We start from the raw sequence: 17,072 nt of genomic DNA, 5'->3' as shown, positions 1-17,072 counted from the left end.
GTCGTCATGGACGCTCGCTTGAATGCTTTCCTGGAACGCGCCGAATCGGTACTGGCGCGTCTCGAACCGCTACTGCCGGCAACGCGCCCGCACATCGACTGGGGCACCACCTTGGCCGCACGCTGGCAGCGCGACGGCCGCACCGGCTACCTGATGCCGCTGGACGTCAGCCTGGACATCCGCCTGACCGACCTGATCGGCGTCGATAAGCAACGTGACCAGCTGGGCCGCAACACTCACCAGTTCATCAACGGCCTGCCGGCCAACCACGCCTTGCTGTGGGGCTCGCGTGGCACCGGCAAGTCGTCGCTGGTGCGCGCCCTGCTGGCCGAGCACGCCGGTGCTGGCCTGCGCCTGATCGAAATCGAGCGCGACCACCTGGCCGACCTGCCACGCGTGGTCGAGCAGCTGCAGAAGCTGCCCCAGCGCTTCATCCTGTTCTGCGACGACCTGTCGTTCGAAGCCGGGGAGGGCGACTACCGGGTGCTCAAGAGCGTGCTCGACGGCTCGCTGGAGCAGGCCCCGGACAACGTGCTGCTGTACGCCACCTCCAACCGCCGCCACCTGGTGCCGGAGAAGGAGAGCGACAACGAGAACTGGAAGCGGGTCGATGGCGAATTGCACCCCAGCGAAGCGGTGGAAGACAAGATCGCCTTGTCCGACCGCTTCGGCCTGTGGCTGTCGTTCTACCCGTTCACCCAGGAGCATTTCCTCGATGTGGTCGAGCACTGGATTGGCCAGCTGGCAGGCCCTGCGGGCCTTAGCTGGGAACGTACCGAAGCACTCGACATCCTCGCCGTGCGCTGGGCCACCGGCCGCGGCAACCGTAATGGCCGTTGTGCCTATCAGTTCGCCCGCTATTGGGTCGGGCTGCAATTGCTGGAGCAAAAGTAAACATGATCGACCTCAATGCCAGTGGCGCAGGCCTCGACGGCTATAACCTGCTGGCGGCGCAAGTACAGGCGCTGTTCGCCGACGAGCGCGATTTCATCGCCAATGCCGCGCAGTTTTCGGCGTTTCTCTATAGCCAGGTGGACGACCTGAACTGGGCGGGGTTCTACCTAAACCGCAACGAAGAGCTGGTGCTCGGCCCGTTCCAGGGCCAGGTAGCCTGTGTGCGCATTGCGTTCGGCAAGGGTGTGTGCGGTGCGGCTGCGGCCACCCGGCAGACCCAGCGGGTCGAGGACGTGCATGCGTTCCCGGGGCACATCGCCTGTGACAGTGCGTCCAACAGCGAATTGGTGATTCCGCTGGTGAAGGAGGGCAGGCTGATTGGTGTGCTCGACCTGGACAGCCCGAAGCTTTCGCGTTTCAGTGAGGCGGATCAGGTGGGGCTGGAAAGGTTGGTGGCGGTCTTTCTGGAGCTGACTGACTGCTGAGTGATGTGATGCCTGTGCTGGCCTCTTCGCGGGCAAGCCCGCTCCTACAGGTGACTCATGCCTCACGGGCAGTGGCATTTCTGTGGGAGCGGGCTTGCCCGCGAAGAGGCCGGTGCAGGTCAGTCGTAGATCACGCGCTTTTTCCAGGTCTCGTCGTCATCGGTCTTGAGCCCCTCGGTCAGTTCGTTCTGTTCGTTCTGGGCCGGCTCCATCTTGTCCAGCACCTGGGCATTGGCCCGTGCCAGCAGTTTCTCCAGATAAGTCAGCTGCTCTTCATACAGCTTCGGCTCCGGCTGCTTGCGCAAATACTGCACCCCGCGCTCGAAGGCCAGTCGCGCCTGCCCTGGCTGCTCCTGCTGCAGCGCCTGCTGGCCGAGGTTGTTGAAGAACTCGATATGCAGCAGCACCAGGATGTGGCGGATTTCCTTGACCCAGTGCTTGCCTTCGGCGGTCTGCAGCACGTTCTCCTGGGTGCCCTTGACGATCTGGGTGTGCAACGCTTCGAGCAGGAAGCGCACATCCTTGGCCTTGGCCTCGGTCTGGATCGGGCAGGGCGGGTTGTTCACCGTGATGCGTTCGCCTTGGCCGATCAGCCCTTCGAGTTCGGCGATACGCGCCTTGAAGTCGGCGTTGCCCTTGTCCAGCGCCAGTTGCCGCTGGGTGAGGTTCAGTTCCAGCCGTGCCAGCAGCAGCTTCAGTGCCGGGGTCATGTACTGGCCGGGGAAGGTCTCGGTGATTTCGCCGCAGCGGCGGACCCGGTCGGCGAGGTCGACCTTCAGTCGCGCACGTTCGAGCTTGCCGTTTTCGACCACGTTGTTGAGGTAGCCGATCACGATCAGCAACGCGATACCCGCCACGATGAGCAGAGTGATCAGAAGTGGTGTCACCGTTAACGCCTCATCAATAGGTTTGCATATAGAGTGTAGGAGCGAGCTTGCTCGCGAGAGGCCTTGGCAGGCAAATCTCTCGTTCTATCGGCAATCCGCCTTATAGCTGCATGCTGGCACATTGATGGTGAGCTTGCCCGAGGTGTCGTCAGAAAATCAACGCCAATCATTCGGCACCGCCTGGCAGCACCCTTCATATGGACCGAAGTCATTGATTTAAATAAATTTCTACAAAGGGGTTGACGACCCTTCCAAGCATCCATAGAATGCGCGCCACTTGCAGCGTAAAGCACACAGCGAAACGCGGCAGGGAGTGAAAGCAGGCAGTAATGCCAGCAGCGTGTCCCCTTCGTCTAGTGGCCTAGGACACCGCCCTTTCACGGCGGTAACAGGGGTTCGAGTCCCCTAGGGGACGCCATATTGCGGGAATAGCTCAGTTGGTAGAGCACGACCTTGCCAAGGTCGGGGTCGCGAGTTCGAGTCTCGTTTCCCGCTCCAGTTTCTCCGGCAGCGCCTAACGGCGGGGCAGGAAAAGAAAATCCAGGCTGAATCGTGAGGTTCATGTGCTGGTGCACTGAAAAGTGTCGTGTGTCCCCTTCGTCTAGTGGCCTAGGACACCGCCCTTTCACGGCGGTAACAGGGGTTCGAGTCCCCTAGGGGACGCCATTTGCGGGAATAGCTCAGTTGGTAGAGCACGACCTTGCCAAGGTCGGGGTCGCGAGTTCGAGTCTCGTTTCCCGCTCCAGTTTCTAAAACTATGGCGTTCATGACGGTGTAGTGGGTTGTAAAAGCTTCAAATGCGGGAATAGCTCAGTTGGTAGAGCACGACCTTGCCAAGGTCGGGGTCGCGAGTTCGAGTCTCGTTTCCCGCTCCAAATACAGGTTTACAGAGTTGAATCAAACGCTGTGAACCTTCAAAAAAGACGCTTCGGCGTCTTTTTTCGTTTCTGAACCTATGTTTTTACCGTTGCAGAGGCCGCAGGGTATTCGCCCGGCGGCCTTTTTTTGCGCGTTATTTGTAGCTAACGGTAAAGGTCAGCCCCCCCTCGGCCAAGCCAGGGGTTACCACCGACGCGCTCTGGTAGTAGCGCGCCTGGAAGTCCAGCTGAGTGATGCCGATGCTCACTGGCTTGACCAGTTCGTCGGATTGCAGTGGCATGGGCGTTCCATCGCTGCGCAGAAGCTGGATCTCAACCCCGGCGGCATCGGAAGCGGCACCCAGGCTGAAGCGGCCCTCAGCTGGAACGGTCGGCACCGAGCCATTGGCGCCATCCAGTTCGATATACACGCTTGCGGGCGTGGGGTTGGGTGCGCTGGCGTCCTCGCAGTCACTGAGCGTGATATGGAACGGGACGGGGGCGGTCGTGGTACCCATCCCCGTGAAGTCGGCAAGCGTGTGATCGCCCAGCTTCACAGGGTCGGCGCTGACTGCATCGGATTTGAGCGAACACTGCGCCTGGTTCACCATTGCGCTCACGCGATACTCCATGACCTTGCCCAGGTTATGCAGAAACCCATGAAACATCTCGCCGTTGACGCGTTGGGGGCCGGGTGCGATTGGCCCGGTCTTGATGAACCAGGCCCTGCCGCTGATAACCGAGACATCGACGTTGAAAGGCTGGTCTTGCATGGTCCCCGAATAGGGGATGACAGGTGAGGTGCCAGGGTCTGGATCAAAGGAGTTGTTGGCCGCGCCGTCAAATGGTGCAGCAAGCTCCATGTACACGCCAACCCCGGGAATGTTGGTTTCCATGACGTGGCCATTGATGTCCTTGCCGTCCAGGGGGGGCAAGGAGCCAGAGAAGATTGGCGCAGTGTTGGGCAGCCTTGCCTTGGGCGGGTTGGCAGGGTCCCAAACGCATGAGACCCTGGCGCCTTCGTTGTTGTTCCTGTTCATCCAGCTGGTACCGATCACGGTGCCGACCGAGGCATCGCGGGGTACCCAGAATTCCCCCATGTCACGCTCGTAGGTCATATAGCTGCTCGCCGTCATGAACCTACAGTTGGCGTAAGCGTTGCCAGAGAGCAGGCCCAGGGCCAGGCAGCAGGCAGTCAGCCGCAAGCTGCGGTCGATGTTGAAGGTGAGTGCTGTCATCAGAGCATTTCCTGGGTATTTTCGCCGGGCAGAAGCGGCTGGCCGCTGGCCACGGGCAGTTGGCAGTGCAGGGTTTGCAAGCGGTAGCCCCCCTCATGCGCGAGTGCTTGTGGGTCGATGTTCAATGTGCAGGCGTTATCGCTGGTCTCGCCCCACAGCACACGAATTACCTGTAGGCCGATGGTGCGGGTAGAAACCAGCGCCTGGCCCGCCTGGCCCACCACGCCCAGGCTCTGGCCGTCAGCATCGAGCACCTGGGCGCCAAATGGCACGGGTTGGCCATTGGCCTGCAGCAGGGTCAGCACCAGGCGGGCCACATGTTCGGCTTCGTAGCTGGCCTTCACCACCGCGCCGCGGCGCGGCACTACTTGCTGGCTGGCATTGCCAATCACCACTTCCGGCGACAGGTCGTCGGTTTGCAGCACCAGTGCATTCAGGCGGTAGGGGCGCAGGTAAGGTACCAGTGCATAACCTTGGGCATTGGTACGCGCCGAGGGGGTGTTCTGTACGCCGACGCCAGCCACGTCGGGGATGTGCACCAGGGCCATGGTTTCGCCCAGGTGGCTGCCAAACGCCATGCCGTCGCCATGCAGCATCACGGCACCGCTGGCGTTCACCGACATGCTGCGGTAGTCGTTGCCTTCGTTGTAGCCCATACCGACACTGGCCTGGCTGCCCTGATAGTTGATAGACACACCACCGCTATTGCGCCCCTGGCCGTCGTTGGTCAGCGAAGTACTGTAGGTGAGCTGGTTATCCAGCAAGCCACCGCTGAGGTTTGCCCGTTCGCTGGTCTGGCCATTGTCACTGCGCACGTCGAAGCTGGCCTGTTGCTGGCGGCCGAAGTCCAGCGGCATGCTCAAGCTCAGGCCGAACATACGGCTGTCGTCGTTTTTCGAGTCCAGCGCCTGGGAGGCAAACAGGTTGACCGCGACCTTGCCCAGGCGGGTGGTGTATTGCAGTTGGTACTGGCGGCGCTGATTGCTGGTTTGCCAATAGGTATCCTGGGAAAAGGTCAGGTTCAGTGCACTGCGGTCACCCACGCTCTGATACACCGATGCCTCCAGGCGGCTGCGGCGGTTGCCCAGGTAGCTGCTGGCATTGCTGCGTTGTCGCACGGCTTCGTCGAAGTCGCGGTAGCCCTGGGTCGAGTAGCGATAACCAGCGAAGCGCAGGTTGGTGCGGGTCTGGAAGCTTTTGCCGTAGCGCAAGGCAAAGCTGTGGCCCTGGGCCTCGCCAAGCGTGGTGCCCAGGTCGCTGGAGGCGCGGGTGACATCGAACGACAACGCGCCTATCTGGCCGATGTCGCGGGCCATGCCCAGCACGCCGGCGTTGTAGTATTCGCTGGAAAGCAGGCCGCCATACAGCGTGGTGTCCCAGGCGCCGCCCCGGGCCAGGGTTGCCTGCCAGAACAACGGGTCGTCGAGCTGTTCGGCGCCGTCGTAGCGGCCCACGGTGGCGCTGTAGCGCCATACGCCTTCGCGCAGCAGGCTGCCCATGCTCGAGTAGGGTTGGGTAAAGCGGCGCACCTGGCCATCGGCCTCGGTGATGACCACTTCCAGCTCGCCATGGCCGGAGCCCACGCTGAGGTCATCGATGGCGTAGGGGCCGGGGGCCACGTAGCTGGAATAGATGGGGTAGCCGTTGTGCAGGATTTCTACTTTGGCACGGCTCTGGGCCACCCCGCGGATGACCGGGGCGTAGTGCTGCATCGCATCGGGCAACATGCCGGTGTCGGATGCCACCCGCGCGCCGATGAAACGCACGCTGCGGAACATGTCGCTGTTGGTGAAGGTTTCGCCCAGGGTGAGGTTGGCCTGCAGGCCTGGCAGGTCGCGCTGCGCGAACGTGTCGCTGCGGGTCCAGCGGCGTGCCCCGTCGATCTCCTCACGCAGTGCCTGTTTGCTGCGCAGGCGCCAAGGGCCGAGGTTAAGGCCGCTGTTCAGGTACAGGTCCTGGCTGTTACGGCTGCGGCCATCGCGCTGGCTGCTGTGCTGGGCCGAGGCCTGGTAGCTGATGAAGGCGGCGTTGATGCCGTTGCTCCAGCGGGCCTCGGGCACGCTGCCCGAACGGTCCTGGCGCAGGGCGATCTGCGGGATCGACAGTGACAGGTGCAACTGCGCCGGGTCGAAATCGGCATTGGCGTGCGGTAGTCGCTGCGTCAGGTCCACGCAGCTGTCGTCGTCTGGCAGGGGTGTTTCCAGGGCCTGCTCGCGCAGGTCGAAGGTGCGTAACACCTCGGCCGTCAGGCAGGGCTGCAACCCTTTGCCCTGCGGACCCTCGATGAAGTCGATGTCCTGTTCGGGTAGGGGGCTGAGGTTGAGCGAGACTTGCACCCGGTAACGTCCTGGCGGCAGCAGTGCCTGCGCGGCCAGGTTTTGCAGCGCCAGGGCACCAGCCTCGGAGGACTGGCCAGGGGCCTGGCGCATGAAGCCGGGCTGGAAGGCGATGTCGGACGGGCCTGCCAGGGCAGGGTGGGCAATGGCCAACGCCAGGCAGCTGCCAAGCAGTGGCGGCAGCGGGGCGAAGCGCGGGCGCAACGGCAATAGCCTGCGCCGTTCGAGCTGGAGCATGAGCGTGTCCTGGGCGGCGCCGACGGACGATGCACAGGTGAGCTCGTGGCGGGCGCCTGAAGCGAATGACGGGGCGTGAGGGCAGCTGTTGCTGCTGGGTCACGATGAATAGGCGGGGGCAGGTTAGAGGGTCATCTGGCGTGAAGATGTAGGAGAAATCTTTTCAATTAGTGGGATAAATGGATGGTGTGGTTATTGTGTTGATGCTTGATCAAATGTCTCGCTGCCAGAGGCAGCGAGACGTCAAACCTGTCACGTCTTGCGGGGGGCAGTGACAAAGCTTCCATTTCCAGCGGACTGCAAAGTGATCTCATCATAACCGCCTAGTGTTGCCAGATCCATGATTGAAGTTGGCGGGGTCGGGGCGCCGGTTGGGGTGCTAGCAACACTGGTTTCTACGCTTGAGGATGGTTGAATATTTGCTCCAGGAGAAGAGACTGCGGGGGTACTCGTTTGAGTAGACGGGCTAGCGTTACTACTCGGAGTTTGCTTACCCACCGAGTTTGTTGAAGGGCGAGGGTTATCACGAGTGGTCGCGCGGAAACTCCGACGGGGTATCCTATTACGTGATCTGAAAAGGGACAAAAGTTTAGAATTGGTTGGCTTCGAAGAAATGGTGTTGATTATTGCTGTCCCACCCGCATTTGCTACCGCAGGCGCCGCTTGCGCGCCCTTGGCCGCCGATTTCGCCGCATTCATTGCCCCTTTCGCCGCAACCGAAGTCCCGCTCGCAAACATGCCGATCACGGAGAGCGCCATCCCGAGGTTCTGCAACAGGTTTGACGTTTCCGGATCGCTGTACATTTTCGCTGTCGCCACCCCCTGCAAGACCACAGCGGCGCCGTTGGCAGCTACACCCAGCATGCCAACGGCATAGGCGGTAGCCCCAACGGCGGCCGGTGCCGTCCACGGCATTGCCATTGCCGATGCGACGAATATGGCGGCGGTGACCGCGACGCCAATCCAGGCATACCAAGGTACTTTGGGCTTGTCTTCCCGGATGCGTTCAAGCGGTGCCTGGCGACCCCGTGTCACCGGCTCGCCGCGATGGCCGCTTGGGTCGTGCCAGTAAACCGGATTGCCCAACGCATACACGTACGGGTTGATGCCGGCATCTTCAGGCGGCATCGAGTCTGGGCTGTGGAAGCGCATCAAACCTGGGTTGTAGGCACGGTAGCCACTGCCCAGCAGATACCAGCCCAAAGCCCGCTCGCGGGCTTCGCCGTTGAAAGCCAGCAGGCTGCGCAGTGGCTGCCCGGCGTCCTCAGGCTGTTGATCGCCGTATGGGGCATAGTGGGCATGGCGCGTGCCGTCGGCATCGTACTCGGTGTTCACGCTACCGGCATGGTCGGTAAGCAGCAGTGTGGCGCTGCCAGCTTGTTGCTGGGCTCGAGGTTGGCCGCCGGCGTGCAGGTACTCGGTGAGCATGCCGTCTTCCAGTAAGCTGTCCAGACTATGGCCCAGGTAGCGGCGCTGCACCTTGTGTGCGTCAGTGCCCGAGTAGAGCAGCCGATCATGCCCGTCGTAGCCGTACTGCGCCGTTACCGTGCCGTTGGCATCCTGCACCTGTTGCAGGCGGCCAAGGCTGTCGTAGTACAAGGCATTGCCGCATTCATCGTTGAGCATGTTGCCCAGTTCGTCGTAGCTGAACGTCTGCTCTGCCGGGCAACCTTCAGGCGGCAGCGTATGCGTGACCTTTTCCAGCCTGAAGCTGTCATCAGCGCAATAGGTGAAAACCGCATCGTCCCGGCCGCCGTCACTGAATGTCGTGCGGCAACGCTGGATATTGTCCACAGCGTCAAATTTGAACATCTGGGTTGTGATTTGCTGGCCGCTGGCGGGCTGGGCAGGGCAATCGTATTTAGTCAGGCGGCCAAGATCGTCATACTCGAACGTTTCCTCGCGCAGCTTTTGCTCGCCTTGCCAAAGGGTTCGCGAATAAAGCATGTCGTTGTCAAGCCACACCTGTACCAGCCTGCGTGCCTGGCCGTTGGCGCTCAATGTGCGGCTGGTTTCCCTGCCCAGGCTGTCATAGTGCTGGGTGCAAAGGGTGACAGGTTGCTGTTGCGGGTCAGGGTTGGTCGTGTCGCGTGTTTCGGTGGTCTCCAATAGACCAGTGTCCTCAGAGTAGGTCATTGTCGACTGAAGATTGCCTTGCACCACCGAAACAAGCCGGCCGTGCTCATCGTAGTCGTAATCAGAGGCCTGGCCATCGCTGTGCTTGCGCTGTGTCGGCAGGCCGTCCCAGGATTGCTGGAAAGTGACGCTGTAAGGCGTGCCCTCAGTATCGGTCAGGTGTTCTTCGCAAAGGTCGCCCTGGTCGGTGTACACATAACGGCGCTTACCCAGTGCATTGTCGGCGTTGGTGATTTCCGCGCTCTTGCCGTCGAATACGAAGTCTGCCGTCTGTTGCGCTGCCGGGCGGGCAAGGCCGTCCTCGTCCTCCAGTGTTGCAACCAGCTTGCAGGGTTGCTCGGTCAGGTCTGGCGTGTACTCATAGCTGATCACCCGCTTGCGGGTACCTTTGGTTGTGGCCTGCAAACTGAACGCCGTGCGTTTTTCGACCAAATGGGTCATGCCCTGATAAACGTATTCTTCAACCCGCGAACCCACGGCGATGCACTTCAGGCGGCCAAGGCCGTCGAACTTCCGTTCGTAGAGCATCTGCTCAGGTGCCGTGCTGTCTGGTTGCATTCGCAGTTCAGTGACCAGTTCGCCCATGCTGTGGGGGGCAAAGGTGCGTAGCAAAATCGAGCCATCTGGCCGCTCGTTACGAGTCATGCGCCCCAAGGCGTCATAAGTGAACTTGGTGATGCGTTTGATGATCTGGGTGTCGCTTGGATCCTGGATAGATTCGGTCCGGCTCAGACAGCGGCCGAGCCCGTCATAGGTGAAGTCAGTGCGGCCGGCCTCGCGTGTAACTCGGTGCTTGCCACCCTCAGGGTCATCTGGGTTATCCACTTCTTCCTCCAGCAAGCGGTACTCGTAAACCGGCTTGCTGAAGCGATTCATCTTGCTGACGGTCTGCTGCAGCCTGTGCCCAGGTGCGTCAGGGCTTTCGACCCAGCGCGTGACCAGCTGGCCACCAGGCTCGAGCGGCGTTGCTTCGATACGTACCTTCATGCCATCGGGCCGCACTTCTTCACACCGTTGGCCCCAACCGTCGTATTCGTAGCTTGACTGTAGCTTGAGTACGCGCGGCTCTGACTCGTCGTCTTTGGCCGGTAGGTAGTCGTAGGCAATCTCACTCACCAGGCGGCCGGCCGAGTCATACTTCAGCTCCGCTACCGTGCGCTTGACGACCAATCCAGTCACTGCATCCTTTGCTTCACGCTCCTCTCGGATCGGGCGGCCATTGCCATCGAATACAGTGCGGGTGACTACGCCCTTGCTGTCGGTAGTTTCCTCGCAAGTGCGCTTGCGTCCCCCTTCGTCGAGCAGTTTGTAGGCGGTAGTGCGCGTGGTGGCGTAAGGGGTGTCCGGGCTTGCGATTTCTGCTGTGACGCGACCCAGTACGTCATGCTCGTAGCCTGTGAACACGTTATTGGCATCGTGCTCCAGTACCACCTGGCCGCTATGCATGGAGTAAGTGGTGGCGGTCTTTTTCACCAGCGTATGGGTATGATCAGTGAAGGTTTCGGTGCTGCGGCTCCAGGTGAGCTGATCATTGCCGTCTTTGACCTTTTCGTACTTCCAGTCGCTGGTGATGGTTGCATCGTTGATCTGCATGACTTGTTGGTCAAGCCGACCATGCAGGAAGGGGGTGTCGGGTTTATTCAGGTAGCGGCGGGTTTTACCGTTCAGCAACCGGCGCGTTGTGCCCACACCTTCGAAGGTGTCCTCCTGTTCCAACGATAGATAGCCTGGCATATTCAGGTCGGGGTCAGTCTGTGGCATTGCCGGCAGGCTGGCATAGGTGAATTCGCTGCTTATGGGCTGGGCCAGCGGCTCGTCCGGGCTGGACGGGGTAGCAGGGTGCATGACTGCGGACTTGAGGTTGCGTTCGAACCCTTCCGGGTCATCCGCGCCGGGGTAATAGGTACGGATCAAACGTGTGCCATCGGCTTTGACTTCAGTCAACAAGTTGCCATGGTTGTCGTAGGTGGTTTTCGTCTCCTCGTGGTCGCCCACCGTTGGATCACCTTCTTTGGTCCAGGATTTCGTCACGGTGTCTGGAAGCTGGAAGTAAGCAGGCTGGTCTTTGAACGGCAGGTTGGCTTGTTCGTAATACTTCGTTGTGATGGTCTCGATACAGCCATTGTCTGTGGTGACCTGGGACGTCATCAAATGGAAACGGTTAAACGTGCTCACAACGGTGCGGTAGACCTTTGCATCCCGGTAATGCTGGGCGGTGGAGCTGTATTCAAAGGTTTGGCCGGTAAATCGGTAGAGCTGGTCCGTGCCGTCTTCATTGCCATAAACCAGGCCCGTGCCGTTACCCAGGAAATTGTTGCTGGAATATGTGTACTTCGTACGTATGTGGGTGCTGCTGTCACGCACATCAGGCTTGATCCAGTGTTCATTGACAGAGGGTAGATAGCGGTCGATACCAGGGTATTTATGGCCTCCCGTTCCTTCGTAGTAAGTGATTGTTTCCACGCCTTTGTCGGGGTTTTCGACGCTGATCAGGAAGGGGAGTTGGTCGTAAAGCTTGTACTTCAATTCCCAGTATTCGTCACTTGAGGTAGGCAGGGTGATTGTTCGCAGTTCGTTGTTCACCAGGTTCAGGGTGTACCGGGCGGGGCTGCGGGTAGTCGGGTTGACCGTAAACTCTGCCCGGCTGTCTGAGGGGTATTTTACTTCCAGCAGTGTACGGCCAGTGTCATCGGCGATGGATTGCAGGCGTGCCTTGCTCTTGGTCGTATCGTAGGTCAGGTCGACTCCATGGCCGGAAGCACTGATGACGCGCACAGGCACGGCGGTAAAAGCATCATTTTGCTGGGGTTCGAGTATTTCAACCAGGCCGCCTTTATGCGCGATACGAATGCGTTTTCTATTGCCTTTGCTGATATTGCTGAAGCGAAAGCTGTCCAGTTTCTTTTCTACGATGACGGGCATGTTGCCGGGCCCGTTATCTGCAACTACGAAAGATTCACCGGTGTGCAGTGAGAGCATGCCGGTACTGATATTGAAACTGCTGAGTTTGAAGCTCCAGCCGATACCAAAACCGTTGTTGTCCTTGCTCATCGGGCTGAAGTTCAACTGCAGGGGCAAGTCGGGACCGCACTGGTCGTTGGCGTTCAAGGCCGGAAGAGCAATAGATAGTGTGTACAGGCCAGTACGAGGGTCGACACTGCTCTGCATGAAACTTGAAAAATTGAAGGCATTCGATGTAGTTGCCATGATGCAGGGTTCCTGGGTATGTGTTGAATAGCCTGAGTTCAGCGATGGATTCTTTACCGGTCATCTTCAAGGGGCGAGTAATCCTCCCCAGCGCTGCGGTGAGGGTGCCAGGTGTTTTTCAAAACAAGCTGTCTGCCGCGAAGGCTAAAAAAAAAAATCGATGCGTGCACCTGGCAGAACTACCAGGTACGGCCGCCTGCGGTGCCACGGGTGGCGTGCAGGCGACCTGTTATTTTTGCCAGTTGTGCAGCATGAGGGGGGGGATTAAAACTGTTCTGGCAAGCAACCGAGTTGGGTGGCAGGCACTGGAACAACGCCGTTTTCGCGCTGTTTATTTATCTACCTGTCGGGTGCGCCTGATTTTTCAAGCGGCGTGCAGGCGCTCGCCAATCTTTTGGAAGTTACGATATGAATGAGCGGCTAGATCAAGGTGAAGATTTGGAGGCGCCCACGATTGAGGGTTTGACTGCGTTCAATGAAATCGATCTGGAGGCATTGGGCGATAAGTCATTAAAAACGTTTGTCAAATACACGGGCATGGCCGCTGACGATATTGTGCTCGTACGCTGGTTTGGGCGTAGTGTTGCCGGTGAAGCGTACGACCATACGGCGGAATACCCCATTCGGGACGACCATCTGGATAAAGGTCTCGAAGTAGAAATTGCCAATAGCTATATCAGAAATGCCGAAGGTGGTGAGGCTTTTTATTCCTACAGCCGTAAGGCTGACGGCCCCAGGCCCGAAGCGACGTCATTGCGAACTTTTTGCTATATAGGGGTAAGGCCTCGCAGGCAAGTTGAAACGCTGTCTGTACTGCAAATAGTGCATTCCCATGGCTTGATCATTCAGCCCGACAAGTTACCGAATGTGGGGATGACCGTTGTGGTGCCCCGCTATCAGGCGATGCAGGTGGGAGACAAGATTACGCTGACGGTCGACTGCTATGAGCCGAACGGTGTGCTCAGCGACACCTGGAACGAAGTGGTAACCGTCGCAAAGGAGCATTTCGACCAAAGCGCTATCAGTGGTGTGGTACCCAAGCCTTACTTTAACTGGATCGACCCAGGCTACATACAAGCCTTCTACGAGATCGAGTTCGCAGTGGGTGGGCGCCTGAGCGCACCGGAGCAACGGCTGGAGGTCGATTCGACAGGTAGTTTGCCTGGTTATCTCGGCAAGCCCACCATCGAAGGCTACAACGAAGGCGATCCGCTGGACCCGGGCGGTTTCCCCTATGGTCTGCAGGTCAAGTTGCCTGATTACCCTGGCATTGCAGATTCAGACTACCTCACCCTGCAGTGGTCCATTCCCGGGGGGCTGCAGTTCATGCCATCGGCGCGAGTAGACCCTAGCACGCGGGCCGCCGATTCGATTGCGTTTCAGGTCGGCGAAGAAATCCTGGCTGTCAGCCAGGGCACCAACGTGAGTGTTGCCTACCTGTATGGTCGCGAAGGTGCGGGACTGCGCTCTGAAACGCTTCAAGTCAATGTGCAAAATTCACGCATCCTGAATGTGCCTTTGGTTGAAGGGGCCTTAGCGGATGGCGCGGCTGACAGCGGCCATATATTGGCTGACCTTTCCACGTCGGGTGTTTACGTCAATGTGCCGGCCGGCAGCGTGTTGCCAGGTGAGCAGTTGCATGTGCATTGGGCCGGTACTGATTCACTTGGCGAGTACGTGGCCAAAGAACCGGACTCCCCGGAAAAACCGTTGCGCTTTCGCATTCCGCCTGAATATGTGCCTGCGAACATGGGGCGTACCCCTGCGGATACCAGCTGGCGCTTCAACGTGTTCTACAGGCTATTGAGAGACGAAGACACCTTTATCGACTCGCCCGCGTACAAGTTGCGTATCAAGCCATTGGAGAACGCTACGCTGCCGACGGTCGATTTACGTGATGGTCCGGTTTACCTCAGCAGGTTGCCTGAAGCGGGCGCCAGGTTGTCCATGGGTACCTGGCCGTTTATTGCCCCGGGGCAACTGCTGACCATCGTGATGGAAGGGGTGGACCCAATGGGCGAAGCGGTGGAGTTCATTGTGCGGGACGAAAAGGCACTTACGGACGCCGAAGCGATTAGTGGCATCAATGAAATGTTACCCAAGTCGGAGCTCCGAAAACTGAAGGTGGGCGAGAACTTCACCTTGTATGGTCGGGTGAGTTTCAACAATGGAGCGTTTTATTTGAAGTACCGGTCGCAGTCGACCCCGCTCAATCCGTAATTTTTTATTCGTGCAGTTTGATCAGTCAAGAGCAGGGTCCAGAGAGACCGTGCCGCTAAGTGATATGGAGAACTATCATGGCCAGACCAACACTAGAGCAATATTTAACCTATATGAAAGGTGCGCCTCGGACCCGCGGATGGGGCGCATTGCTGGTCTATGACCGTCAAAAAGCAAACCTTCTGTTGATGCAGGAACATATTCAGCGTGCCGCTGAAAAGGCCTGGATCGAACCGGTGTCGGGTGAAAAAGAGACTGAGAGCGGTAAGCTTTCACGGTTATCCAATTTTACTTTCGGTGCACCGGTACTTTCATTCGAGAACTCCAACATAGGGAGTTCGATGGCCGTCCTGCGTATGCCAGTGGTGGGCGGCAAGCTGACCGAATGGAGCCGGCAGCCAGGTGAGTCGTTGCCAACGCTGGTAGGTATCTCGCACTTGGACCCGCTGACCGCGCCAAGCGTGAAGATGAACATCAAACTCAACGAGGGCCAAGGCGGGGTAGTTGATGAAGACGGCCGTGTGTATTTGGACTTGTCGGATAGCAGTGCTTATGACTTTGAGGTTAGCCAATGGGAAGAACTGAATACTAAATTGGGTGAGTTGATTGAGGCGCAGTTCAAGTCGCCCGAGAGGGGCAAGCAAATTTGGGAGCTGAATAGGCTTGAACCTGTGGACGGTTTCTTGAATCCGACCTCATTCAGAGTGCGTACGCACTCCCTTGCGAGGGCAGGGAATCCGGAAGCGAGCACGAACCAGGCAGACCTGGAAGAAGGTGCGGTAATTATTGGTGTGGCATTCAATGGCGCCCAGAATGGAGACTTTCCAGGGGGCGATGAGGATATGCCGTATTTGCTGCCTCAGCGGGAGTCGGGTGTTCCGTATTCCATGAACGTTGTCCTGAGTGACGAGACGTGGGTAAAGAATGTCTTGAATAGTTTGCTGGAAGGCCTTGCGGATACGTCTTACGTCCCCACTGGGGTAACGTACGAGAGAAATGAACGAGGCTTCCATGTTTCGGCGAAAACGGGGGAGATTCATATCAATAAGACTTTTGTGATTGTGGATCGTGAGAAGAGCAAGTTGCTGTTCCTGGTCGGAGTCAATTTAGGTCAGTTCACGATATCTTTCACTCCTGGTTATATTGATTGCGTGCGGCGTTGTGAGAATGCTGATCGAAGTGTTAGTGTGCTATACAAAAAAGAGGGTGATTTTTGGAAAGGAACTGAGGGTGATTTGGATCTTGATGCTGTTGTATCCTGCGCTCTAACGACATCTATGAATGACGGGGTAATCATGCTCTCTAAGGGGGACGTATCCATTGACTGTAACTGGTGGGCTGATGTGGGCACATTTTTTCCAAAGGAAGTAGCTGAACGTTTAATAGATTTCCAAGAAGAGGTAAAAGGCCACTTTGGAGGCGTCTTAGAGAGTTTGGCGGGGGAACTTGAAGTTGTTGACCTCCTGCGCCTCAATGGCCTGCTCTTCCGCAATGGGCAACGCTCCGTAGCTGAGACTTTCGCCAGCCCAGGCGATGTAACGATGCTGGGCGAACTGGCCCCTATCCTCACCGCCTTCGCGATTGACCCGATTGAGAAAAGTCTCATCGCCGGGGGCACGCAAAAACTTACCCTCATCCCCGAACCCCAGCCTGGCGACGAGGTGAAATGGGAAGTGAAGGCGCTGCCAGGTGACCCCGAAAACCCTGAGGGGCCTGAGCAGTTGGGCGAAATCGTCAACGGCATCTACAAGGCGCCCAAAGCGGACGCCATTGCTGGCACGTTCCGTCAGGTCATTATCACAGCAACCGTGGGCGATAGCAGCAGCAGCGCGCTGTTCACTGTCGTGCCCAAGTCCGTAGCGGTAAGGCCGAAGCTGCTTAATGCACTCTTTTCCACCCCTGGTCAACCGCAGCGCTATGTGCTGGAAGGGGGAAGCGTCGAGTCGGATTTGGTCTGGGCCAAGGGTGCCGGTTTCAAGGGTGACCTGCGTGACCCTACATCTGGTGAGTATGAAGAGTTGAACATTCCGAGAGACAAGAAAGTTCAGGTCTACGTCGCACCCGAGAGCGACCCGGAGGATGGGGGAGAGCTAGGCGCACTCATGCAACTGGACCAGGTGCTGGTTACCGGTGGTAATCGTACCGAAATCATCGATATTACGGTGCTCTGGAAGCCGACAGCTGCAACCCTGAAGGTCGAGGCACAAGGTGAAGCGCTGAAACTGGTGCTGGTCACTCAGAAATGGGGAGAGCCCCCGAAAGAGCTGCCTCCTGCCGAGACAAAATGGTTCGTGGTCAAGGGCGAAGGAGCCCTTGATGAGGCCGCCGGTATCTACAACCCAGGGTCGGAGGAAGGCGACTACGTGATCATTGCCGGTGTTGGCCTAGATTCCGGTAACTGGAATTACGCGGTTCTGCCGATGCCGTACACCCCCGAAGAGGCCCAGGCGTTCCATGAGGTGAACCAGGCCATCAAGGGCACGAACGCCAGTGCTCCGTACTCCGAGGAGCAGATCAAGGCCATGGAAGAGGTGAAAAAAGCCTTCAGCAACCTGAATGCGGCGAGGATCTGACC

8 protein-coding genes and 5 tRNA genes are annotated in these 17,072 nt (G+C 58.5%); 9 read left to right on the top strand and 4 right to left on the bottom strand.

Annotated elements, in window-relative coordinates; all coding sequences use genetic code 11:
• Nucleotides 1–6 precede the first annotated feature (6 nt).
• Together ACIPW4_RS14860 and ACIPW4_RS14855 are read left to right on the top strand one after the other, a co-directional pair.
• A complete protein-coding gene (locus ACIPW4_RS14860; RefSeq protein WP_400658967.1) occupies nucleotides 7–894 on the top strand; it encodes an ATP-binding protein in 888 nt (295 codons plus the stop codon).
• 2 nt (nucleotides 895–896) lie between these two features.
• Nucleotides 897–1,379, top strand: coding sequence for a GAF domain-containing protein (locus tag ACIPW4_RS14855; protein WP_400658965.1), 483 nt, complete (start codon nucleotides 897–899; stop codon nucleotides 1,377–1,379).
• 119 nt (nucleotides 1,380–1,498) lie between these two features.
• Here ACIPW4_RS14855 and ACIPW4_RS14850 read toward each other — a convergent pair whose 3' ends face one another.
• Nucleotides 1,499–2,266, bottom strand: a complete 768-nt coding sequence (locus tag ACIPW4_RS14850; RefSeq protein WP_400658964.1) for a hypothetical protein — start codon at nucleotides 2,264–2,266, stop codon at nucleotides 1,499–1,501.
• Between the two features lie 342 nt (nucleotides 2,267–2,608).
• Here ACIPW4_RS14850 and ACIPW4_RS14845 point away from each other — a divergent pair.
• The 5 genes from ACIPW4_RS14845 to ACIPW4_RS14825 all read left to right on the top strand — a co-directional run bounded on the left by ACIPW4_RS14845 (nucleotide 2,609) and on the right by ACIPW4_RS14825 (nucleotide 3,141).
• Nucleotides 2,609–2,684: transfer RNA gene (locus tag ACIPW4_RS14845), tRNA-Glu, on the top strand.
• 4 nt (nucleotides 2,685–2,688) lie between these two features.
• A tRNA-Gly gene (locus ACIPW4_RS14840) sits at nucleotides 2,689–2,764 on the top strand.
• A 92-nt stretch (nucleotides 2,765–2,856) separates the two neighbouring features.
• Nucleotides 2,857–2,932 (top strand) — tRNA-Glu (locus ACIPW4_RS14835).
• Nucleotides 2,933–2,935: 3 nt separating this feature from the next.
• Nucleotides 2,936–3,011, top strand: a tRNA-Gly gene (locus ACIPW4_RS14830).
• A gap of 54 nt (nucleotides 3,012–3,065) precedes the next feature.
• Nucleotides 3,066–3,141: transfer RNA gene (locus ACIPW4_RS14825), tRNA-Gly, on the top strand.
• A gap of 137 nt (nucleotides 3,142–3,278) precedes the next feature.
• Here ACIPW4_RS14825 and ACIPW4_RS14820 read toward each other — a convergent pair.
• The 3 genes from ACIPW4_RS14820 to ACIPW4_RS14810 form a co-directional block, all read right to left on the bottom strand.
• A complete protein-coding gene (locus ACIPW4_RS14820) occupies nucleotides 3,279–4,361 on the bottom strand; it encodes a fimbrial protein (RefSeq protein ID WP_400658962.1) in 1,083 nt (360 codons plus the stop codon).
• A complete protein-coding gene (locus ACIPW4_RS14815; RefSeq protein ID WP_400658961.1) occupies nucleotides 4,361–6,934 on the bottom strand; it encodes a fimbria/pilus outer membrane usher protein in 2,574 nt (857 codons plus the stop codon). Before ACIPW4_RS14815 ends, ACIPW4_RS14820 begins: the two co-directional genes overlap by 1 nt.
• 252 nt (nucleotides 6,935–7,186) lie before the next feature.
• Nucleotides 7,187–12,277, bottom strand: a complete 5,091-nt coding sequence (locus tag ACIPW4_RS14810) for an RHS repeat-associated core domain-containing protein (protein WP_400658959.1) — start codon at nucleotides 12,275–12,277, stop codon at nucleotides 7,187–7,189.
• Between the two features lie 408 nt (nucleotides 12,278–12,685).
• On the opposite strand from ACIPW4_RS14810, the gene ACIPW4_RS14805 reads away from it, so the two are divergent.
• The gene (locus tag ACIPW4_RS14805; RefSeq protein ID WP_400658957.1) at nucleotides 12,686–14,497 is read left to right on the top strand and encodes a hypothetical protein; all 1,812 of its coding nucleotides are present in this window, start codon (nucleotides 12,686–12,688) and stop codon (nucleotides 14,495–14,497) included.
• A gap of 77 nt (nucleotides 14,498–14,574) precedes the next feature.
• Nucleotides 14,575–17,070 carry a hypothetical protein gene (locus ACIPW4_RS14800; RefSeq protein WP_400658956.1) on the top strand — a complete coding sequence of 832 codons (2,496 nt, stop codon included), beginning with the start codon at nucleotides 14,575–14,577 and terminating at the stop codon, nucleotides 17,068–17,070.
• Nucleotides 17,071–17,072: the final 2 nt, after the last annotated feature.

The sequence above is a fragment of the Pseudomonas sp. NPDC089996 genome (assembly GCF_044748405.1).
Taxonomy (GTDB): domain Bacteria; phylum Pseudomonadota; class Gammaproteobacteria; order Pseudomonadales; family Pseudomonadaceae; genus Aquipseudomonas.
Note: the sequence above shows the minus strand (reverse complement) of the source record. Positions and strands in the feature narration are given on the sequence as shown.

Excerpts from the sequence above, each read along its gene's own strand:
- ACIPW4_RS14860 (WP_400658967.1), top strand. The coding sequence starts at position 7 with ATGGACGCTCGCTTGAATGCTTTCCTGGAACGCGCCGAATCGGTACTG.
- ACIPW4_RS14855 (WP_400658965.1), top strand. The coding sequence starts at position 897 with ATGATCGACCTCAATGCCAGTGGCGCAGGCCTCGACGGCTATAACCTG.
- ACIPW4_RS14820 (WP_400658962.1), bottom strand. The coding sequence starts at position 4,361 with ATGACAGCACTCACCTTCAACATCGACCGCAGCTTGCGGCTGACTGCC.
- ACIPW4_RS14815 (WP_400658961.1), bottom strand. The coding sequence starts at position 6,934 with ATGCTCCAGCTCGAACGGCGCAGGCTATTGCCGTTGCGCCCGCGCTTC.
- ACIPW4_RS14810 (WP_400658959.1), bottom strand. The coding sequence starts at position 12,277 with ATGGCAACTACATCGAATGCCTTCAATTTTTCAAGTTTCATGCAGAGC.
- ACIPW4_RS14805 (WP_400658957.1), top strand. The coding sequence starts at position 12,686 with ATGAATGAGCGGCTAGATCAAGGTGAAGATTTGGAGGCGCCCACGATT.
- ACIPW4_RS14800 (WP_400658956.1), top strand. The coding sequence starts at position 14,575 with ATGGCCAGACCAACACTAGAGCAATATTTAACCTATATGAAAGGTGCG.